The 21328-nt window shown below is 40.8% G+C and carries 18 protein-coding genes; 13 read left to right on the top strand and 5 right to left on the bottom strand.

The window, feature by feature from the left end; all coding sequences use genetic code 11:
• Positions 1-58: 58 nt before the first annotated feature.
• Both MHI27_RS03645 and MHI27_RS03650 read left to right on the top strand, forming a co-directional pair.
• Positions 59-1099, top strand: a complete 1041-nt coding sequence (locus tag MHI27_RS03645) for a FecCD family ABC transporter permease (RefSeq protein WP_405175610.1) — start codon at positions 59-61, stop codon at positions 1097-1099.
• Positions 1099-2085 (top strand): FecCD family ABC transporter permease, encoded by a 987-nt coding sequence (locus MHI27_RS03650; RefSeq protein WP_405175611.1) that lies wholly within the window; start codon positions 1099-1101, stop codon positions 2083-2085. The genes MHI27_RS03645 and MHI27_RS03650 overlap by 1 nt, the downstream gene beginning before the upstream one ends.
• A 77-nt stretch (positions 2086-2162) precedes the next feature.
• On the opposite strand, the gene MHI27_RS03655 is transcribed toward MHI27_RS03650, so the two are convergent.
• Complete coding sequence (locus tag MHI27_RS03655) at positions 2163-2702, bottom strand: PadR family transcriptional regulator (RefSeq protein ID WP_283910204.1); 540 nt, start codon at positions 2700-2702, stop codon at positions 2163-2165.
• A gap of 46 nt (positions 2703-2748) precedes the next feature.
• Positions 2749-3936, bottom strand: a complete 1188-nt coding sequence (locus MHI27_RS03660) for a YhgE/Pip domain-containing protein (protein ID WP_405175612.1) — start codon at positions 3934-3936, stop codon at positions 2749-2751.
• A 219-nt stretch (positions 3937-4155) separates the two neighbouring features.
• Here MHI27_RS03660 and MHI27_RS03665 point away from each other — a divergent pair, with 219 nt between their 5' ends.
• A complete protein-coding gene (locus MHI27_RS03665) occupies positions 4156-5280 on the top strand; it encodes an NAD(P)/FAD-dependent oxidoreductase (RefSeq protein WP_405175613.1) in 1125 nt (374 codons plus the stop codon).
• A 167-nt stretch (positions 5281-5447) separates the two neighbouring features.
• Here the strand turns inward: MHI27_RS03665 and MHI27_RS03670 are convergent, their stop codons facing one another.
• Positions 5448-5900 carry an Lrp/AsnC family transcriptional regulator gene (locus tag MHI27_RS03670; RefSeq protein WP_405175614.1) on the bottom strand — a complete coding sequence of 151 codons (453 nt, stop codon included), beginning with the start codon at positions 5898-5900 and terminating at the stop codon, positions 5448-5450.
• A 249-nt stretch (positions 5901-6149) separates the two neighbouring features.
• Here MHI27_RS03670 and MHI27_RS03675 point away from each other — a divergent pair, with 249 nt between their 5' ends.
• Together MHI27_RS03675 and MHI27_RS03680 are read left to right on the top strand one after the other, a co-directional pair.
• On the top strand, positions 6150-7682 hold the full coding sequence (locus tag MHI27_RS03675) for an MFS transporter (protein WP_405175615.1): 1533 nt from the start codon (positions 6150-6152) through the stop codon (positions 7680-7682).
• Positions 7683-7886: 204 nt separating this feature from the next.
• On the top strand, positions 7887-9053 hold the full coding sequence (locus tag MHI27_RS03680) for a DUF4317 domain-containing protein (RefSeq protein ID WP_341126250.1): 1167 nt from the start codon (positions 7887-7889) through the stop codon (positions 9051-9053).
• Positions 9054-9121: 68 nt separating this feature from the next.
• Here the strand turns inward: MHI27_RS03680 and MHI27_RS03685 are convergent, their stop codons facing one another.
• On the bottom strand, positions 9122-9655 hold the full coding sequence (locus MHI27_RS03685; protein ID WP_405175616.1) for an NAD(P)H-dependent oxidoreductase: 534 nt from the start codon (positions 9653-9655) through the stop codon (positions 9122-9124).
• Between the two features lie 220 nt (positions 9656-9875).
• Here MHI27_RS03685 and MHI27_RS03690 point away from each other — a divergent pair, with 220 nt between their 5' ends.
• From MHI27_RS03690 to MHI27_RS03700, 3 genes are all read left to right on the top strand, one after another.
• A complete protein-coding gene (locus MHI27_RS03690) occupies positions 9876-10235 on the top strand; it encodes a helix-turn-helix domain-containing protein (protein WP_339244827.1) in 360 nt (119 codons plus the stop codon).
• A 315-nt stretch (positions 10236-10550) separates the two neighbouring features.
• Complete coding sequence (locus tag MHI27_RS03695; RefSeq protein ID WP_405175617.1) at positions 10551-12467, top strand: hypothetical protein; 1917 nt, start codon at positions 10551-10553, stop codon at positions 12465-12467.
• A 208-nt stretch (positions 12468-12675) separates the two neighbouring features.
• Positions 12676-13398 carry an MBL fold metallo-hydrolase gene (locus MHI27_RS03700; protein WP_405175618.1) on the top strand — a complete coding sequence of 241 codons (723 nt, stop codon included), beginning with the start codon at positions 12676-12678 and terminating at the stop codon, positions 13396-13398.
• A 17-nt stretch (positions 13399-13415) separates the two neighbouring features.
• On the opposite strand, the gene MHI27_RS03705 is transcribed toward MHI27_RS03700, so the two are convergent.
• Positions 13416-14357 (bottom strand): AraC family transcriptional regulator, encoded by a 942-nt coding sequence (locus MHI27_RS03705; RefSeq protein ID WP_405175619.1) that lies wholly within the window; start codon positions 14355-14357, stop codon positions 13416-13418.
• 421 nt (positions 14358-14778) lie between these two features.
• On the opposite strand from MHI27_RS03705, the gene MHI27_RS03710 reads away from it, so the two are divergent.
• From MHI27_RS03710 to MHI27_RS03730, 5 genes are all read left to right on the top strand, one after another.
• Positions 14779-15798 (top strand): glycoside hydrolase family 88 protein, encoded by a 1020-nt coding sequence (locus MHI27_RS03710; RefSeq protein WP_341147057.1) that lies wholly within the window; start codon positions 14779-14781, stop codon positions 15796-15798.
• 12 nt (positions 15799-15810) lie between these two features.
• Positions 15811-17973: a 1,3-beta-galactosyl-N-acetylhexosamine phosphorylase gene (gene gnpA, locus MHI27_RS03715; protein WP_405175620.1), complete on the top strand. Its 2163-nt coding sequence runs from the start codon at positions 15811-15813 to the stop codon at positions 17971-17973.
• A 259-nt stretch (positions 17974-18232) separates the two neighbouring features.
• Positions 18233-19138 carry a GNAT family N-acetyltransferase gene (locus tag MHI27_RS03720; protein ID WP_405175621.1) on the top strand — a complete coding sequence of 302 codons (906 nt, stop codon included), beginning with the start codon at positions 18233-18235 and terminating at the stop codon, positions 19136-19138.
• Positions 19139-19267: 129 nt separating this feature from the next.
• Complete coding sequence (locus tag MHI27_RS03725) at positions 19268-19996, top strand: LytR/AlgR family response regulator transcription factor (RefSeq protein ID WP_405175622.1); 729 nt, start codon at positions 19268-19270, stop codon at positions 19994-19996.
• Positions 19993-21270, top strand: coding sequence for a sensor histidine kinase (locus tag MHI27_RS03730; RefSeq protein ID WP_405175623.1), 1278 nt, complete (start codon positions 19993-19995; stop codon positions 21268-21270). The genes MHI27_RS03725 and MHI27_RS03730 overlap by 4 nt, the downstream gene beginning before the upstream one ends.
• Positions 21271-21328: the final 58 nt, after the last annotated feature.

A 21328-nucleotide genomic window follows, 5' to 3' on the forward strand; every position in this document is an offset into this window, starting at 1 on the left:
TTCGTTTGCATCTGAGCTGGCCCTTGGCTGGCTCTTTTTGTAAAGTGAAGGGAAAGGGTTGGAAACATTGGCCGCAAATGTTCAGAAATCTTCTCTAACAGGAGAAAAAAAGCTTTCCTTTTTATTATTGCTAATCCTCATGCTCCTCCTATTAATAGGCGTATTAGTGCTTGCTATGGCCCTTGGCGCGAAAAAAATACCCTTTGCAGATGTATTCATGTCGATCATTGCTTTTGATGATAAGGCTTCTACTCACCAGGTGATTCAATCCATTCGTTTGCCCCGGGTTCTTGCCGCTATGGCAACGGGTGCTGGATTTGCAGTAAGTGGAGCGATTATTCAAGGAATTAGTCGCAATCCTTTAGCGGATTCGGGGATTCTTGGGTTAAATGCTGGAGCAGGTGTCACGCTAGTTATTGCTATGGTTTTCCTGCCGACGCTTACATTTACGGGCACACTTTGGCTCTGTATTCTAGGTGCAGGATTGGGAGCGGGTTTAGTCTTTAGTGTTGGATTATTAAGTAAACGAGGAATGACACCTATTCGACTCGTACTAGCGGGTGCCGCCATATCTGCTATGCTAACTGCCTTAAGTGAAGGAATAAGTATCTTTTTTTCAGTGGCACAGCAGGTGGCTTTTTGGTATGGAGGAGGTTTAAGTGGCATTAGCATGGCTCATTTACAGCAAATGTTGCCTTGGATGCTCCTTGCTCTATTACTTGCTATCGTAATTTCAAAGTCGATTACAATATTATCTGTAGGGGATGAGACAGCGGAAGGTCTAGGCGTTAATATTAAGCTTATCAAAAATCTCTCACTATTATCCGCCTTTATGTTAGCTGGGATTTCATGTGCTTTGGCTGGATCTGTAAGCTTTGTTGGCTTAATCGCTCCACACTTGGTACGTTACATAGTGGGTGTAGATTATCGTTATATTATTCCATTATCGGCAGTTCTGGGGGCAATCCTTGTTGTGCTTGCTGATTTAGTGGCACGGATCGTAAATGCCCCTTATGAAATACCTGTAGGTGCTGTAATTGCAGTTATTGGAGTTCCGTTCTTTCTGTATTTGGCACGTAAAGAAAGGCGGGAACTATAGTGAAGCTGCGATGGGAATTTATAATCATAGCAATCATTTTACTGCTAGGCTTTATATATAGTGTATCTACTGGTCAAAGCAGCTTAAGCTTACAAGAGTTATGGCAGACCCTATTAGGAAATGGAACACCGAGGCAGGAGCTTGTACTTTTTCAGTTTCGTATTCCTCGTATGATATTGGGGTTTCTAGTGGGTGGCGCGTTGGCGATAGCAGGAATGCTGCTACAAGCCATAAGTCGAAAGGCCTTAGCAGACCCAGGCATACTCGGGATAAATGCTGGAGCTGGATTATCCATGATGTTATTTTTGCTGTTACAAAATAGCTCTACCGGTCTACATACTTATGTTCAGCCATTCTATGCCCTATTGGGCGGTTTTATTGTTGTGGCCCTGTTATTTTTGCTTTCCTATGATCGCAATCAGGGCATTATTCCCATACGATTAATTTACACAGGTATTGCTATTGCGGCTGCGATTAGTGCATGTTTAATTGTGCTAACCTTCGTACTAGATCCTTCGCAATATCAAATGATCAAGGTGTGGCTGGCAGGAAACATTGGGAATAGTAATTGGAAACACGTATATGCTATGCTACCTTGGTTACTTATTATTGTACCTTTATTAATTCGGAACCATCTAATATTGGATGTGCTAAGGCTTAATGACCCAGTAGTAATTAGTTTAGGGGTGTCTTTAAATAAATATCGCGTTTGGTTTTTAGTGTGTAGTGTATTATTGGCGGCACCAGCGGTTGCCGTTAGTGGGAGTATTGGATTTGTAGGTTTAGTGGTTCCACATTTAGTTCGACGACTCTTTCGTGGTCATAAAATAATGATTCCCGCATGCCTATTAATAGGTGGAGGATTAGTTGTTATTGCAGATGCACTTGGTAAAATGGTAGTAGCCAATACTGAAATACCAGCAGGAGTAATCGTGGCTTTAATCGGTGCCCCATACTTTTTATATTTATTGATTAAAAGTGAATAATTGAAAAAAGCTTTGCGATTGGTGCTGGATATAAAAAAAGAATGCCTTGATTATGCTATAATCCAAGGCATTCTTTTTTATATCGTTTTCGTTTTCAGTTTTTCTAAAAGATCTTTCCACCAGTGAATAGATTGCTCTAGTTGAGAAACGTAGTAGCTTTCCATGAAATCTACGACTTCACGAGTGGAGCTAACTACATCTATTTGATGGTAAATTTGATTTAATTGATCTTTTCTTATCAGTGACTGTTCAATTTTCTTCTCGATAATAGGGATCACTTTATCAGTCTCTACAAAACGAAGATTCACAAGAGCGACAATCATCTCTGAAATAGATTCTGCATTTTCTATTACCTTATAAATTTTGAGCGGGAGTTCTTTACGCCCTTTATCAGTAATGGAAAACACCTGTTTGTCTGGGCGATGTTCTTCTTTGATAATCTCTACCTGTTCAACTAAGCCCTGTTTCGAAAGAGATTCAAAGTGATAATATAGCTTGCTTTCAGATAGATTGAGCAATTTATCAAAAGGAATAGGGGTGGATAGTTCTTTTTTTAATTTATAAGGATAATTATTTTCATCCATTAACTTACTTAAGATATAAATTTGAATTGACATCACAGAACCCACTCCTAATTGTTGGCTAAACTCTATCTTACCAAACCTAGGCGGTTATTTCAGCTGTATTTTTAACTTCAACGGGCAGTATAGCTTCTTTAGTCAGAGGTACAGGTTTATGAACAAACCGGACGATTACAATGTTAATCATCATAGCCCCGGCAAATACGCCTGCTAATCCCCATAAGAAGGGTGCTGGACTGATGGAACCAAACATTTGTGCCAAATAAGCTTGTACAGAATAATACATCGGTGTGATGCGGCCGAACCAATCGTATGGTGTATACATCATATCACGAGGCATGGTAGCACCATTGGCGATGGTTTGCATGAGCAGGATTGGAATATTTAAGACCATACCGCCTTCGCCAACTAGGAAGACCATAATCGCACATACGTTAAATGCAGCCATATACATTAGAATTTGCTGAGCAGCAACTGGTAACAGTAAGGATAGGTCTACATCTGCAATAGAGAATGCAATGGCTAAAGCAACGACTGTTGATAATACAGCGATTAATAAAGCTGTGAATTGAACGAACATAAACAGTTTTGTCTTGCTTGCTTTCCCGCGGTTCGCTTTAAAAGAAGCAACTAATTGCATGGAGGCAATCATTGCCCCAACATAACCAGCCATAGTTAAGAACATAGGTAACATGTTGTTGTGCATGCCGTCCGGAACATCATTGATGACAACATAATTCCCGACATAACTATTTTCAATTTGTGTAGCCATTGCGGTGGCTTGTTCTTCTGGTACGTTAAAGTTCATTAACACACCTTTTGCGGTTTGCTCTGAGAAGTTCGCGCTTAATTGTTTGTTAATTTCTCCTACAACGGAAGACATGGCTGAAGATACCATGGTGGCAGAAGCTTCGTTGACTGTGAAATCAATACTTGCGGATACCTTACCGCTTTGGACGTTGGCAGAAAATTCTTCTGGAATATGGACAACTAGAGCTAACTTATTATGTTCTAATTCATCCATCGCTTTTTTATTCGATACATCGGTTTTTATCGTTTTGAATGGTAAACTCTCCGAGAACTGACTCGAAATCTGAGCCCCATATTGACCTGCATCATCATTGACAATAGCAATTTTTAAATCATCCATGTTCCCTGGAAGTGCTGTATACCCTGGTAAGAAAATACCAAGCATCGCAATGGCATAGAACACACCCATAAAAATAGAACCAATGGCCCCTTTGGACTTCAAAAACTGTGAAAACTTCAACTGTATACCTTCTTTCTTCTGAACAACACTTTTATTTTAGTACTCTAATTAAAGTACTTTTAACTGAGTGAGATTTATAGTACGATAATTCATTAGAAATGTCAAATTTAAGATATAACTGGTAAGTTGTGAATGAATCATCATTCGGGTTGTTACATTGAAATATAGTGGATGTGTTAATATATTAATTAAAAGTGAATAACTGAAAGGACTTAGGACATGAACAAGGTTATTGTAATTGGTGCAGGGATATTAGGGGCTTCAGCAGCTTATCAGTTAAGCAAGTTAGGTGCTGAAGTCATAATAATAGATCGTAAAGATGTTGGACAAGCAACGGATGCAGCAGCAGGAATTATTTGTCCATGGTTGTCTCAACGCAGAAACAAAGCATGGTATCGTCTTGCTAAAGCGGGAGCAAGCTTTTATCCAGCGCTTATTCAAGAGTTGGAAGAGGCAGGAGAAACCGAGACTGGATACGCAAAAGTTGGAGCGATATGTATCCATGATGATCTGAAAAAGTTACTCGCGATGAAAGAAAGAGCGGAGCTTCGCAGAGAGGACGCCCCTGAAATAGGGGAACTTACGATGCTGACGGATCTTGAAGCGCAAGAGAAGTTTCCATTATTGTCGGAAGGTTATCATGCGCTGCATGTATCGGGTGCAGCAAGAGTGGACGGACGTGAATTACGTGATGCTTTGCTAAGGGCGGCACAGCGTAACGGTGCGCAGATGATTGAGGGAGATGCTATTCTTGAGCATGATGATCATGAAATTAAAGGGGTTAGCGTAGGAAAACAGACATTCACAGCGGATGAAGTCATTGTGTGTGCGGGGGCCTGGTCTAACGCTTTGCTACATCCGCTTGGGATCATGCTCCAGGTGCGTTATCAGAAGGCTCAAATTATGCACTTGAAGCTTGCTCAACAAGCGAGTACAGAGCAATGGCCTGTGGTAATGCCGCCTACAGATCAATATATCCTTGCATTTGCGGATCAAAATATCGTAGTAGGTGCTACTCACGAAAATGATGTAGTAGGTTATGATACTGCTGTAACCGCAGGAGGAATGCAAGAAATATTAAATAAAGGTCTTCAAACGGCTTCCGGTCTTGCGGATTGTAGCCTAAATGAGATAAGAGTAGGGTTCCGTCCATTTACAGCAGATTTTCTGCCCGTGTTGGGCAGGGTTCAAGGATGGAATAAACTAATTGTTGCTAATGGACTAGGTTCATCCGGATTAACGATGGGACCCTTTCTTGGTGAGCAGCTAGCCAAGCTAGCCATGGATCAACAGGTAGATATTCCGCTTGAAGACTATGCATTAGAGCATGCGATAAATGAGTAGTAAAAAAAGGAAGGTCAGCGATTCGATCCGCTAAGTGCCACCATACGTATTCCTCAAAACGACAGAGATGTCGGTTTTTTTTTCTAACTAAACATATATTCCTTCTTATTGTAAGACGCTCTTAATAAAGCTACTTCTCTGCAAACTCGGTGCCCTTCTGCTTGGCATTAGTCAACTTTAGATGCTTCTTCGAGAGAATGAATGAGAAATCTATGATCTATCGGTGAAGACATAACAATCAGGATCGTATAGGTTCCATACTTATCACATTGATTGCCAAACTCTTCAAGAGCATGTGTAGATTCGGTCACTACTTTTAATAAATAGCTGTGTTCTCCACTTATACGGTGGCACTCGGCAACTTGGGGAGATGCATGGACGAAATCAAGAAATGCCAGGCAGTCTCTAGTCCGAAACAACATATAGGCTGCCGCATTTTTTCCGATTTTTTCAGGGGAGATGATGGTGCGATATTCCTCAATGATTCCTTTCTCTTCCATTCTTCTAACTCGTTCCGTTACAGCAGGTTGGGACAGACCTACGCATTTCCCCAGTTCTGTCATTGAAATCCTCGCTTGATTTTGAAGAAAGAAGAGAATTTGTTTGTCTACATGATCCACTTTGGATGCCCTCCTTTAGATTTAAGGTAATTCATTAAAACTCCTTTAATTACTTTGTTAAATCATCATAATGGATTGATTATAATATGTAAAATGAATAATTTACATTATATAATATGACTCTCACCAAAATGATGATCTACACTTGAAAAGTTAGAGAGGATGGCTACCATTGAGAAAATTTGATTTAAATAAGGTAGGTACAGAAGATTTACAGGCACGTATTGATGAGTCTGGAGGAAACTCCCAATGAGCCTCTCCCACTCCCGCAAAAATATAATCACATTAGCTGCTATATGTTTGTCCGCATTGATGTTTGGCCTCGAAATTTCCAGTGTGCCTGTGATACTGCCTACCCTGGAAAAGGTATTGCACGGCAACCTCAAGGATATGCAATGGATTATGAACGCCTACACCATTGCCTGTGCGACAGTTCTGATGGCTGTTGGAACGCTGGCTGACCGGTATGGAAGGAGGCGTATTTTTATTATCAGCCTCATCTTGTTCGGTATTACATCTTTGATTTGTGGCTTGGCGCAAAGCACATCGGTTCTGATCGTCAGCCGGTTTCTTCAAGGCGTGGGTGCTGGCGCGATGCAGATTTGCCAGATAGCCATTCTTTCACATCGGTTTCAAGAAGGAGAAGTACGCAGTAAAGCCTTTAGCACATGGGGGATCGTGTTCGGTATCGGTCTCGGTTTTGGACCTATCATTGGCGGTATGATCGTGGCTGTATTGAACTGGCATTGGGTTTTTCTGGTCCATGTCCCACTGACCATTTTTACTTTGATCCTTGTCTTTAGCGGCGTGGAGGAGTCCAGCGATCCACAGGCGAAAAAGCTGGACATCATCGGCATCGTCACGCTTTCGTTGACGGTTTTTGGCCTGGTCTATTTTATCACACAAGGGTCGGAACTTGGCTTTACCGGTACAGCATCCATCAGCACCTTTGTTGCAGTGGCAATAAGTTTCATTGTATTTCTATTTGCGGAGAAGCACAGTGCCCATCCAATGTTCGACTTTTCCGTATTCAAGATACGTAATTTTTCTGGTGCTCTCCTTGGCTCCATCGGAATGAATTTCAGTTTTTGGCCATTCATGATCTATCTTCCGATTTATTTCCAGAGCGGGCTTGGTTACGGCATCGTAACCGCCGGGTTGTCTGTTCTGGCTTATGCACTGCCCACCCTGGTAATTCCGCCCCTGGCAGAGCGATTTTCGCTCCGCTATCAGCCGCGCATAGTTATCCCATTGGGTCTGTTCGTTATCGGCTTGGGCTTCATTTTGATGAAGTATGGCAGCGGCGGCGATCACGCCAGCTGGTTGACTATGCTCCCCGGCTCTCTGTTGGCTGGTATTGGGCTGGGATTAACCAACACGCCTGTGACCAACACGACTACCGGCTCGGTACCTAGTACCCGTGCAGGCATGGCTTCCGGCATAGACATGAGTGCCAGATTAATCAGCCTAGCCATCAACATCGCCGTAATGGGCTTCATTTTACAGGAAGGCATCTTTTCTTATTTGAAGAGGGCTCTCCCTGAGACTGTCGATGCATTACAATTGCGATCTTTGGCCGAAAAAACAGCTGCCGGAAACACTTCGTCTCTCCATCAGGGTTTTCCAGAACTATCCTCACTGGATGCATCCGGAGCTATCGTCCATGCATCACTTGTACACGGCTTTGGTTTGGTGATGCTCTATGGCGGTATTGGTGTCTGGGTTTTGGCCGCGATCAGTTTTATTATTTTTGGATCCAAGAGAGCATTGTTGCATAAGTAGAGGGTCAAAACTATCGCGCCCACAGGCGATTCGTGAGTCTGAACTGATTAAACCGCCTAGTATTATGACGTAAAGTGCGTTGCATTATTGCTTTGGAACGGTACTGAAAAGAAGTAACCTATAAAAACCCCTTCTAGCGAAGGTTTTTTTTATCCTTTATACTGAAAAGACCAATTTATCTTCCTAGGAGTTGTCTAACGAATCATGATAAAGAAAGAAGTCGCGCATATACGCAAGCAATTTAAGCTAGATCACGATTTAATGAGTATTTACGATATTCTCAACGTGTATATTATGAAGGAAAGCAATGAGATCTATCATTGGGAGCGCCTGCCGTTTGGAATGGTGGACAGAGAGAAGCAGGAGCTGTATATGGGCAATTTCAAAAAGCTCTTGACCGGCGAACTGGATCAGAAATTGTTCGAGTTGAAGTTTCAGGCGGAAGCGGAGGAACCAGCGCAGGTGATGCTTCACCAAGCTTTGGTGACAGGAGATCCAGATGAATGGCAGGACCTGATGCTGCTGTTGGTGGACAGAATGATGGCGGATACTCATTATGAACGTGATACGGTGATCACTTTTGTTCGCGGACAGTATTACCGCCCGACCAAAGATAGAAACGATGAAGCCGAGGAAAGTGAGAAAAACGAAATGTTCGCGCATCCGTTTATTCTATGCAGCGTGAATTCCACGGAGAAGCAACGGAAAGCTCTCTTATTTGATTATGTGGAAAGGGAATTTAAGTACAATGTCATTGTAGATCCGATCGTCAAGTTAAGTACGCCGGAGCAGGGTTTCTTTTACCCAAGCGTGACGGACAATTATTCCGATGTGAACCGCATTCTGTATTGTACGGGAAAATCGAATTTTCCAGATCCGCATTTCATCGAGCAGGTCTTGAACGCCGAAAGATCCGTGACGGCACTGGAAGAGAGAGCTATTTTCGAAGACATCGTGAAGGAAGTGGCGGGCGAACAACTTGACGCGACCACCATTGCTCAGCTGTACGAGGAAATCCACCAGGTCATTGAAACCAACCAAGATGAAGAAGAACCTCCTAAACTCGACTATAGAGATGTAGAACGTGTGCTGAAGGTAAGCGGTGTTGAAGACGTGACGATGGAAAAAGTGGAACGTGCGTTTGAAACCATCGTAGACAACAAGCACTATGAGATGAAGGCAAGTAGTGTGATGCCGAAATTCACTACAAAATCGATAAAGATCGAAACAAAGGTAGCTACGATTTCGGTCAGTCCGCAGGATTTGAAATATGTGAAGCAAGTGAATTATCAAGGTAGACGCTGCATTTTGATTGAGGTTGACGAAGATGCTGTGATCGAAGGATTTACACTCACTACAGAAACGCTTTAGACTGCTTCGCCAACGTTATGGGCTATCCCTAAAGTCTTTGATCAAGACTTGGGATAGCCCTTTTTGTATCAAATATGGTACTTAAAGATATAATTGATATATTCTTTTGCACTAGTATTAATTTCTTCATCGCTGGCTTGAAATGAAGCTCCAAAGACAGCAAGGTATGGTAGTGCGTCTGCACCTACATGTTTGGCACTGGCTTTAAATGGCGCAATAACTTCGTCTACGGTAAAAGAAACAGAGCCCTCAGGTTGATAATTTTCTTTTTTATCGCCGATGGATATAGCAAGCCCTAACTTTTTCCCGTTAAGCTTGTCGCCGTTTGATCCATAAGCCCATCCGTAAGCGAGCACATCGTCAAACCATTTTTTCAGTAGAGGCGGATAACTATACCAATACAAAGGGAATTGAAAGATCACATGGTCATAGGCTTCCATTAGATTTTGCTCTCTAGGAACATCAATATTCCAGTCAGGATACTCTTTATAAATCTCATGAATGGTAATATCGTTTGGATATTGCAGTAGCTCTTCTTTCCAGCGTTGATTGACCCTCGAATTCTCAAGGTTGGGATGTGCCACAATCACCAGTGTTTTCATAATGAATCTCCATTCCAGGCCTATATTAAGCGTATTTCTTCAAAATGCTGTGCCTTATTTTTATGAATATCATCATTATCTTGCAGGTTTTATTAAAAGAAAATACACACAATAAAGTAAGATGGTTACTTTGAAGTACGTACTAGACTCACGAAAAAATATATGCAAAAATGAAGTTTTGGGTAAGTTTAAATAGATCCGTATGAACGAGGTGTTTTCTATGAAACAATATAATCTAGGGATAGAGGCAACACTAGAAATCATCGGCGGAAAGTGGAAAGCTTTGATCATCTGCTTATTGATGTCCGATGCCAAAAGAACAAGTGAATTGCAGCGCAATATTCAGGGCATCTCACAAAAGGTTCTGATCCAGCAGCTTCGTGAACTTGAGAGAGATGGACTTGTCAAAAGATTCGTATACCAGCAGATGCCGCCAAAAGTCGAATATAGCCTTACGGAATATGGCGTTACAGCCAATAAGATCGTTGACGTTATGTGTTCTTGGGGAAAAGAAAATATTAGAATCAGACAAGAACAAGGAGAAGAGGTAGTCTTGTTGGAGGAGTTCCAAGCGTTGTAGCCTTTGAATAGGTTTGCGCGTCATTTGAATCAAACTGATTTTACAGAATTGTTATCAAACTATTAAAAAAAAGTAGGGTTGTTCAAATCCCATGGTATAGCCAATGAAAGCGTTTCTATTGATTTTTCGACCGCTATCCCCGAAAGAAATTGGCATTATTTAGTTCTTGAAGTTCCTCTGATTTGGATATTTTATTTAGTTATTGTTTTATTTTAATAGGATAATGTTACCTTACCGTCACTCTGTCCTATGTTTCTAGGAATATAATGAGATTGTATTCGACACCAACCTTTATAAACCATCGGAGGAAACACAATGAAAATTAAAAAAACATTATCCGTTGCATTATGTGTAGCAGCAGTCGCATCTTTCTCATCTCAAGCAATGGCCAATCCTGTCGCAACAACAACCAGTTCAACCGTAGCACCATCCACTAATCAAGTAGGACAAAAGTTTACACTAGCTGGTGTTAAGACGAACGCCAATACAGTATTGATAGCAACAAGCACGGTTGATCTTGATTTGGATGGCGTGAAAGACACTTTATATCTCATTGGCGACAAAAATGAATCTCCTGATTTCGACAACATTAATCTCATCGTTGTAAACGGCAAAACAAACAAAGTGTTAAACGCAGGGATTAAAGACTTTGGTGGTTTGAACGCGAAAATCAGCTATGTAAGTGATTTCAATAATGACCATGCACTTGATGTGATGATTACTGCGTACTCCGGTGGCAACCAAGGTTCTACCAATGCTAGAATCGTAACTTTCAAGAATGATACCCCTTCTATTATTCTGGGCGGGGATTTGAAGGTGAAAGGCGAACGGGCATTATTCAGAACATTAGAAGCAGTCGATGTGGAAAATGATGGCGTGAACGAACTGCTTGGAATCAGAATCCTCCATGGTGAAGCTACTTCAGTGGTAACAGGCTATGAAAAAGTATGGTTTGCGTACAAAAACGGCGAATTCCAAGTTAGCAAAACAGAAACTACTAAAGAAGATCCATTTAAACAACCTGCACTTGGAGAACTGACTGTTGGCCAACCTTTCGCATTGCAAGGTGTTAACACAACAGATAAGACTGTTCTTATCAGAAAACAAGTTAACGATGTTAATAAAGACGGTGTCCAAGATAAAATCTATCTGATCGGTGACAAAGCAGATGAACTTGGTTATGTAAGCAATATCAACCTGGTTGTTGTCGATGGCAAAACAAATACATTGAAGGATGCAAAAATCAGCGGTTTCGATGGCTTTAAACCAGAAATTCAATGGATTGGTGATTTCAACGGGGACAAAGCAAATGATGTAATGTTTACAGCATTCTCCGGTGGTAACAATGGTACAACAGATGCTTACATATTGTCTTTCACAGGTGATAAGGTACAACCACTTTTGAGTGTAAAACCTGTTGTGGATGGTAAACCAGCATTTTTCAACACTTTAGAGCAAGTAGATCTTAATAAAGATGGTGTATATGATCTGGTGGGAACTAGAAAAATTCGCGGTGACGCTGAAGCTATAGTTCTAGGCGAGGAAAAAACAACATTTACTTTCAAAGACGGTGCCTTCAAGGTTGTGGGTACAGAAACCATTAAGTCCGATAGCAAACCAGCGACTACACCATCAACTACAACAAGTGATTTCACCGTTGGCAAACGCTTTGAGCTTAAGGGGATTACAACAACAGCAAAAACGATTTTGCTAGCGAAACAACAAGTGGATGTAACTGGTAATGGTGTTTCGGATAATGTCTTACTGATTGGTAACAAGGATGCCGCAAATGGTGGACTGGTTACAGATATCAACATCGTCGTTCTAGAAGGAAAAACTAAAAAAGTGATTAACAGTAATCTCAAAGGCTTCACGGGTTACCAGCCAAAAATTAACTTCGTTGGAGATTTCAACGGAGATAAATCTAAAGATGTGATGATTACTGTATACTCTGGCGGTAACAACGGCAGCACTAATGCTTACGTAGTATCCTTCAAAGATAGTGGTGTGAAAGTTCTTCTTAATGAGTACGTGAAAGTGAATGGCAAACGCTCGCTCTACAACTCAATGAAAGTCACTGATGTAGATAAAAACGGAGTCTATGAGATTGTAGCAAAAAGAACGATTCATGGTGAAGCTACTTCCGTAATTAAAGGCGAAGAAACCGCTGTTCTTGCTTACAAAAATGGAGCATTTCAAGTTAAATCGACGACTGTAAAGAAATTTAAATAATCTTATAACAGATACTTCATTGAGGGAGTCTCCCGATAGTCATAAAAAGTGGCTACCGGAGGACTCCCTTTTGATTTTTTTTGAGTAAGATTGACTATGCTCTTGGTGAGAACACCTAAAACTAAACTCTCCCTTGCTCAATAAGTCTTGCGGATCCATTATTAAATTACAAAATGACCCGTTATTCTAAAGGAGAGAAAACAATCTTATGGAACTGAAAAAAATAAATGAATCTATTTATTACTTAGAAAATGTTAGGGAAACAGACAGACCTGTTTTGGGATATGTTGTAGGTGAGAACTTTTCAATTATGATTGATTGTGGCAATTCAAAATCGCATTTTGATGCCTTTATAACGGGTTTGGATGATCACAATCTACCACGTCCCAAATATGCTTTGATTACGCACTGGCATTGGGATCATACCTTTGGTATGCATGCTTTTGAGGGGGAAACCATAGTATCTTCAGCAACGAATGAGGTACTAAAGCGATTGAAAGCGTGGAAATGGGATGAAGAGTCCGTTGTAAAACGTTTAGAGACAAAAGAAGAAATAGAATTCGCCTATAACTGTATGAAAAAAGAATATGATACGTTCGATAAGATCTTGGTCAGCACAGGATCGATTATTTTCGAGGATTCTTTAACATTGGATTTAGGGGGCATCACTTGCCAAATCCTCAAGGTAGGAGGGCCGCATGAAGCAGACTCTTGTGTTGTATATGTTAAAGAAGCAGAGGTTTTATTTGCAGGTGATGCACATAGTGGAGATTATTATCATGGAGAAGGTAAAATTGATCCCATAAAAATGAAGGAATATGTTGAGTTTTTAAAAAATCTTTCATTCACTACGTATATCCCAGGGCACGACGCCCCTATGAGCAAGGAGCAAATCATTCATGTGTTAAGTAGATTTTGTGAAATGAAGTAAACAGGGACTCCCTTTCCCTATACCCACCCCTTAAACTCCAATATAGATGCTTTTGCAGATTGGGCTTCGGAATGTGCGCCTTTACGCCATTGTTTGGGAGATTCGCCCATAAGCTTGGAGAAACATCGGTTGAAGCTGGAAATGGACTGAAAACCGACTTGTTCAGAGATGGAGAGGATGGAAGCATCCGTGCTTTTTAACTGCTTGCAGGCCTCTTCAATGCGGGTACTGTTTAGGAAATCGAGAGGTGCGGTCCCCATGATCTCATGGAATTTTCTGCGAAAATGAGTGGTGCTTAGATGGCACAGATCAGCCAGATCATCAATGGTGATAGGTGTCATATAGTTTTTGGTGATGTACTCCAGAACCGGAGAGATGACAAAATCACCTTTCAGGTTATGCTCTATTTCTTGCTCTGCCAAAGGTTCATTCCGGGAATGGATTCTAAGCAGTTCTATATAAAGGGATAATAATAAGCCGTAGGCGCTTTCCTGATAGTAAGGATTTTTGTGCTTCAATTCCTCTACGACCGATGTCGCAAGGGTATAAACCTTGGGATGTTCCTCCTTGTTCAAAATACAATTCATTCCCTTGATCGCCCACAAATTTGGCTCGAAGTCACTATAAGCGCTTTTGAATGAATGCTGAAAGAGCTCCTCTGGCGAAAAAAAGATATAAGACCAAAGACTGGCCTCATTTGGCGAACTATACGTGGTATGAGGAAGATACCTAGGGATGAAGGTCACATCTCCGGCTTTAAAGGGTACGGATTCACCTTTGATCTCCATGATGCCGCTATCCGAATGACAAATGCCAATCTCTAGATGGTTATGAAAATGGAGATGCTCACTTTTGATATCGGAAATCTTCCAACGTTCACCGCTTAGCAGTAAAATAGGGAAGTTTATCGGCAAGCTGTAGTGGCGGTATTCAATGACGGGCTTCTTTTTTCTGGGCATATTCTCAATACTCCCATTCTTATTACGTAGGTTGAGTAGATTATAGGTTAACGTTATATCAAATTCAACTATATAAAAAGAATTTGATATTATACAATTTGGGAAAAAAGTGGCGGAGGAGAAGTTTGGAACTGTAGGAGCGTTAGCGTCCGCCTTTGTCTGCAGATTTCCACCGCGAAGAGCGGTATAAAATCAAGAAATCTGCAGACAACAGCGGCCGGAAGTCCAAACATTCTCTGTAGTCACGGCCAATCCCGAAATATAAGAACCACTAGTTAATGGTTGAAATTGCACAGTTTAGTTATGAATATGCTTAGAATCAGACCATTTTACTCCTTACAATAGAGTTAGTAAAGCGTTTACATATGACGGACAGCTCTCAGCGCCAATGGGGGTGTGTGCGAAAGAGAGGAGAATCAAGATGCTTCAATTAACTTATGACAGAGAAGAGATTCTAAGCGTCATCGACAAAGTCGTTAGAAAAACAATGACGATGGATTTAACATGGGACTGGCCTTGTGGTGTGGCTTATTATGGGGTATCCAGAGCTTATAAAACGACAGGTAATACAGAGTATTTGGATATGCTTGTCCAGTGGGCAGATGAATATATCGAGCTGGGCCTGCCGGACTGGACGGTAAACACCTGTGCTATGGGCCATATGCTGATCACATTATATGAAGAAACAGGCAACCAGAAGTATTGGGATATTGTAATGAGCAAGGTGGATTATCTGCAGAACCATGCGCTCAGATTCGGAGATCATGTGCTGCAGCATACCGTTTCTATTTCGAATGATTTTCCAGAGCAGGCATGGGCAGATACATTGTTTATGGCGGCGTTTTTTCTGCTACGCGTAGGAAGTAAATTAAACGATCAGGAAATGATCCAGGATGCCCTGAATCAATATTACTGGCATATCAAATACCTGCAAGACCCTAGCAGCGGCCTCTGGTACCATGGCTACAATAATGTGAAGCAGGATCATATGTCCGGACTATATTGGGGCAGAGCAAATGCTTGGGGCGCATATACCATGTCGCAAGTCAAAAAGCTTTTGAAAGAATGGTATTTGTATCCGGCGTGTATGGACGTGGAGTGTTCGCTGCGCGATCAATTGGCGGCACTCAAGCTTGTGCAAACGGAGAACGGCCTGTGGCGGACAGTGCTTGATGACGAAGAATCTTATGAAGAAGTATCTGCCTCTTGCGGGATAGCGGCTGCAATGATCAATAACGGCAATCCGTTGCATACCAAATATGTGCAAAAGGCGCTGAAGGGTATCCTAAGCAATATCAGCGAGGATGGACGTGTACTGGGAGTATCGGGCGGAACAGCGGTTATGAAGGACCGGGAAGGCTATCGCAATATTCCAAAAGACTGGATTCAAGGATGGGGTCAAGGCTTAGCACTCTCTTTTCTGTCCGATATGCTCAAATAGGAGGGATCCAAGTTGTCCAAGCAAACAACGGGGGCCTTTACACTACCGGGCGAATCCGGTTATGAGGCACTGACCTTAGAGTTAGCTGAACGGTGGGGTGCCGATGTCATCCGTGACAGTGACGGTACACAGTTGTCCGATGAGATTATCAACGCAGGATACGGCATTTATTCTACAATCTGTATCATCAGAGATCATAACGAATGGGCATCTCAAAACCCTGATAAGCTACAGCAGAGCTTTTTAATTACTAATCCGAAGGTAGCGGTCGAAGATTATTTATCCATTTATTTGATGGAGGACTTTTTCGCTGAACAATTCCGAGTGAATGATTCCAAAGAGGCGTTTAAGTACTGGCAGGTTTTTGACCGAACTACTGGTGAAGAGGTTCCAAAAGAACAGTGGAATTATGAACGGGAATCAGGAAATGTAGTCATTACTGGAATTGCGCCTTGGCATAAATATACGGTCAGCTTCATGGTCTACCGGATTTGGGAAGAGATCTCCATGTACAATCACACCACGAATCACTGGGAAAAAGAACATCTAATGCAGATTGATCCCATCTATGTTGAAACGCAAAAGTATTTGCTCCACTTCCTTGAAGATTGGTGCCGTAAGCATAAGGAAACAACGGTGGTTCGGTTTACGTCCCTATTTTATAATTTCGCCTGGATCTGGGGCAGCAATGAGCGCAATCGCCATTTGTTCTCGGACTGGGGTTCATATGATTTTACGGTAAGCTCAAGAGCGCTTGATCTGTTTGCTCAAAAATATGGGTATTCGCTCACGGCCGAGGATTTTGTGAATGGTGGAAAATATCGTGTCAGTCATATCCCGCCGCAGCAGCGCAAGCTGGACTGGATGGCATTTATCAATGATTTTGTCATCGAATTTAGTAAGAAATTAATTGATATTGTGCATGGGTACGACAAGCTGGCATATGTCTTCTATGATGATAGTTGGGTTGGCATGGAGCCTTACAATGATCGTTTCGAGGAGTTTGGCTTTGACGGAATGATTAAATGTGTGTTCTCAGGGTTCGAGGCAAGAATGTGTTCAGGTGTAAAAGTAGCTACCCATGAGATTCGGCTGCATCCCTACCTATTTCCGGTTGGTTTAGGTGGACTGCCTACCTTTATGGAGGGAGGGAACCCTACACTAGATGCCAAAAAATATTGGATCAATATTCGGCGTGCTCTGCTCAGAGAGCCTATAGATCGAATTGGATTGGGCGGATATTTGCATCTTGTAGAGCCTTATCCGGATTTTTGTGATTATATCGCAAAGATTGCGGGTGAATTCAGAGAAATTAAAGAGTTGCATCATAAAGGCAAACCGTATCATATCAAGACGAAGGTGGCCATTCTGCACGCTTGGGGCAAATTGAGATCGTGGACCTTGTCCGGGCATTTCCATGAAACGTATATGCATGATTTGATTCATATTAACGAGGCTTTATCCGGATTGCCGATTGAAGTACAGTTCATTGATTTTGAGGATATCCGTCAGGGAATTTTAAAAGATTGTGATGTAGTGATCAATGCCGGATCGGCTGGTTCAGCATGGAGTGGTGGAGAACGCTGGAGGGACAACAAGTGTGTGGACTTACTGACAAAGTGGGTGTATGAAGGTGGTACTTTTATAGGCGTGAATCAGCCTTCAGCGCTTGAAGGGTATGACAGCTTTTTCAAAATGGCACATGTGCTCGGTGTAGATGAGGATACAGGCTCCAGAGTAGCGCATGGAAAATGGACATATGAAGTGAAGGATGAGCTTGGTTTAGTGCCTATTGGGGCTAGCATAACACCCAAAAATAACATTTATCTTACCGATGGAGCAGCAGCGGTTGTGAATGAAACGGATGGTCTAATAACACTGTCCACCCATGCTTTCGGTAAAGGAAAGGGGATCTACCTGCCTTCTTTCACCTTCAGCTTTGAGAATACAAGATTGCTGCTGAATTTGATTCGTTTTGCGGGTAATGAGTTCACGGAGACCAAGTACATTACGGACAACTTATATACAGAGTGTGCTTATTATCCGGAAAGCAAAATACTCGTGGTCATTAACAATAGCGAACAGCTTCAAAGCACTACGATTCATACGGAATATGGACAGCAAACCCTGGAATTAGATCCTTTTGATACGATGATTAGAATGATTGGGGATTAATAATATTGAACAAAAAGCTCAAGCCACGGCTAACCCCCGATGCTTGAGCTTTTTTGCTGTGTCACCAAATTGATCGGTTCTATTTTTTGAGTTTTATAAGGTAAAGCGGGTTAGACGTCTAGAATTTAGATCATGCTTGGTGTTGAATGCAACAATGACTATAACTAAACTCTCCCTTGCTGAGCATAGCCTGCCTCATCCATTATTTAACTAAGAAATGATTTGCAGCGCCATAAAAGATTGGAGACGATGTTTATTCATGAGGGACTTTGTAATCCAAAATCCGAAGGATGAAGATGCGGAGCAAATTGAAAGCATGGACTTTGTTCTAAAAATGCTATATCTGTACCATGGAGATCTGGATAAGCGAAATATGTTCTGTGCAGTAAGTGGCGACGGAGAGGTTCTGGCCGTTGCTCATCTGATGGAGCATGATACCTTTCATGCAGCTGGGCATGATGAAGACCCAAACTTCAAACGATATCTTAATTACGAAATTATATTTGCAGAGAACGCCGAGGATGAAGGTATCAAAGCTGCGCTGATCGAAGTATTGATCGGACGATCTAGAGAAATTAAAGCTGGGTATCAAGAGAAGCGCATTATCATGGCTCAATATCTCGACACAGATAATCTCGAAGAGCTGAGCTTCTGTCTAGCACGCGGATTTACGATTTGCGATACGATTGTCGTGTTTAAATTTGACCTGAGTAGAGAGATTCCTGAGAATCCTTTACCAAAAGGTGTTCTGGTGAAGCCAACTGCACTGAACAATAGTGAAGCTCAGGAACAATATCGTCAAGCTGAACTTGCTTCCTTTGACGGTGTGGCTTGGAGCTTAAATCACTTAGGATGGATGCAGGGATCACCCGAAATCGTTAATTTCTGCGCGTTTCATGGCGATCAATTGATCGGCAACACCTCAACCTGGAGAATCACGGACGAGAGAAGTGCAACGGAGAATGTATTCGTCATTCCTGAATGGCAGAAAAAAGGTGTCGCTCGTAACATCATCTGCACCGCACTGGACTATCTAAAACAGCAGGGAAAAACAATCGCTACATTAGGCACGCATGGTGATAATAAGAAAGCTATTAGGCTATACACTCAGATCGGGTATGAGTTGTGCGGTTCAAGATTTACCGTTGGCTATGAAATCGATTAATAAGCATTTACTAGACGACTTCGGTCGTCTTTTTTATTTACAAGGACTACTGATCTTCTTTATTGAATTATTACTAATAAGGTATTATTTTCAAAATAATATGTTTATTTAAAAAGGGAGTTTAGAGGAATGATTAGAATCTGCATTTGTGATGACGAGCAATTACATAGTTCCAAGTTAGAGAAGATTATTATGGATAGTGCAGGTTTGTATCAAAACATAGAGCTAGATATAGACATATATGAATCCGGAAAATCATTGTTGAAGGCTTTAAAAGCTAGAAACGAAGAGTATCAAATATTATTCTTAGATATTGAAATGGAATTTTTAAATGGAATCGAAGTCGCTAGGGAAATTAGAAAAATAGACAAAAATATGATTATCATTTATGTTACCAGCTACGATAATTACACCATGGAAAGCTTTGAAGTTTCACCTTTTCGATACATACTAAAACCTATAAAAGAAGAGCAAATAAGTAAAGTGTTACTTCACGCTATTGATGAGGTTAGAAGGAATAACCAGTACTTATTCTTCAAAACTCAAAATCTTAACTATCAAATCAAAAGTGAGACGATTCTATCCATTTCATCTGAGAAAGGTAGGATTATACATGTTGTAACCGTTGATGACGAATTTTCATTCTATGGCACAATAAAAGAGATTGAAGAAATGCTTGATCCATTATCCTTTATAAAAGTAAATCAAGGCACCATTTTAAATTTGAATTACATACATATTGTTTCGGGAACCGAGATTATTCTCACCAATAAAGAAAATTTCGCAATTAGTAGAGGTCAGAGAAAGGTAGTTAAAGATGCTTATAACAACTTCATAAAAAGGAGGATTGGCTTTTGAGAAATTTTGAGGTTATGAGCATTGCGGTGCTAGCTATTCTCTATACACTAGTTCAGGTAACATCTATTTCTATTTATTTCAATGGATTTCTTAACCTCAGAATTTCAAAGTATAAATTTTATTCCATAACCTTTGTCTCTATGGGAATCATAAAATTATTGTCTAATGACACAAACCCTATGGTCAGGTTGTTTTTATTTGTTGTTCTTTTGAGTATCTGTATATTGTACTCATTCTACGGATCAATGGCTCGAAAGATCTACCACATTATCTTTTTTACGCTGATCACTACACTTGCAGACTTGGCTCTGTCTATTATTACATATAATTATGATCAAAAATTTGAAGGCCAGTTATTTATTATGCTTGTCGTATATTTTAGTGCGAACTTTTTATCGTTATTAATTGTGATGTTGTCGGCAAAGCTGTTACTCTATTTTAGATCTGATAATGAGATCGGATTAAGTAATAAGGAATGTTTGTTATTAAGCATTGTGCCCTGTCTATCCTTATTGAGTATATATTGGGTTTTTCAATATAAAGATATTAATCAATTCGTTCCATGTATTTTTTTGTTAATTGTCAATGTGTGCATCATGCTGATTTACAACAGTTTAGAAGGGAAGAATTTTCTTATCCATAAGTACTCCATAATGGAAACACAAAATAAATATTACGAAGAGAGCTTAGAGAACCAAAGGGAAATGTCTAAGCTAAAACATGATCTGAAAAATATTTTATTAAATATAGCCTATGGATTGGAGAGAAAAAAAACAGACGAGGTAAAAGAGGAATTACAGGAGTTATTGAAAACCAATGTATTCTCATATAGATTATTAACCGGTTGTATACCAATCGATGCCATTCTTAATAGTAAACTAGAACAAACCAAGAAGTATAATATAGAATGCACTTTAGACTTACAAGTTCCTCACGACTTATTTATAGAACATACCATTGATCTAGCGGCCATTTTAGGGAATCTTTTAGATAATGCAGTAGAAGCAGTGCTTAGATTAACAGAAGAAATAAAAAAGGAAATTGAAATCAAAATAAAATTTAGTGAGGATAAATTATTCATAATCATTGTAAATTCGTCGAATCATGTGAATGTGGATTTCTCCTATGGGCGATTAATTTCTGAAAAAGGGAAAAATAGGTACGGCATTGGAATCAGCAGCATCAATGAACGAGTCAAAAAGTTAAAAGGATACTCAGACTTTTCGTACGATGAGGGCTATTTTAATTCAATCGTAGTTCTACCAATTCCGTAAGACAACAAAAAGGCGACTTTCCATTCAAAAATTGAATGAGAAATCGCCTTTTTATAAA

The sequence above is a fragment of the Paenibacillus sp. FSL H8-0261 genome (assembly GCF_045040645.1).
Taxonomy (GTDB): domain Bacteria; phylum Bacillota; class Bacilli; order Paenibacillales; family Paenibacillaceae; genus Paenibacillus_AQ.

Bases quoted from the DNA above. Each gene is read 5' to 3' on its own strand.
- MHI27_RS03655 (WP_283910204.1), bottom strand. From the start codon at position 2,702: ATGTCAATTCAAATTTATATCTTAAGTAAGTTAATGGATGAAAATAAT.
- MHI27_RS03665 (WP_405175613.1), top strand. From the start codon at position 4,156: ATGAACAAGGTTATTGTAATTGGTGCAGGGATATTAGGGGCTTCAGCA.
- MHI27_RS03675 (WP_405175615.1), top strand. From the start codon at position 6,150: ATGAGCCTCTCCCACTCCCGCAAAAATATAATCACATTAGCTGCTATA.
- MHI27_RS03680 (WP_341126250.1), top strand. From the start codon at position 7,887: ATGATAAAGAAAGAAGTCGCGCATATACGCAAGCAATTTAAGCTAGAT.
- MHI27_RS03685 (WP_405175616.1), bottom strand. From the start codon at position 9,655: ATGAAAACACTGGTGATTGTGGCACATCCCAACCTTGAGAATTCGAGG.
- MHI27_RS03690 (WP_339244827.1), top strand. From the start codon at position 9,876: ATGAAACAATATAATCTAGGGATAGAGGCAACACTAGAAATCATCGGC.
- MHI27_RS03695 (WP_405175617.1), top strand. From the start codon at position 10,551: ATGAAAATTAAAAAAACATTATCCGTTGCATTATGTGTAGCAGCAGTC.
- MHI27_RS03700 (WP_405175618.1), top strand. From the start codon at position 12,676: ATGGAACTGAAAAAAATAAATGAATCTATTTATTACTTAGAAAATGTT.
- MHI27_RS03705 (WP_405175619.1), bottom strand. From the start codon at position 14,357: ATGCCCAGAAAAAAGAAGCCCGTCATTGAATACCGCCACTACAGCTTG.
- MHI27_RS03710 (WP_341147057.1), top strand. From the start codon at position 14,779: ATGCTTCAATTAACTTATGACAGAGAAGAGATTCTAAGCGTCATCGAC.
- MHI27_RS03720 (WP_405175621.1), top strand. From the start codon at position 18,233: ATGAGGGACTTTGTAATCCAAAATCCGAAGGATGAAGATGCGGAGCAA.
- MHI27_RS03725 (WP_405175622.1), top strand. From the start codon at position 19,268: ATGATTAGAATCTGCATTTGTGATGACGAGCAATTACATAGTTCCAAG.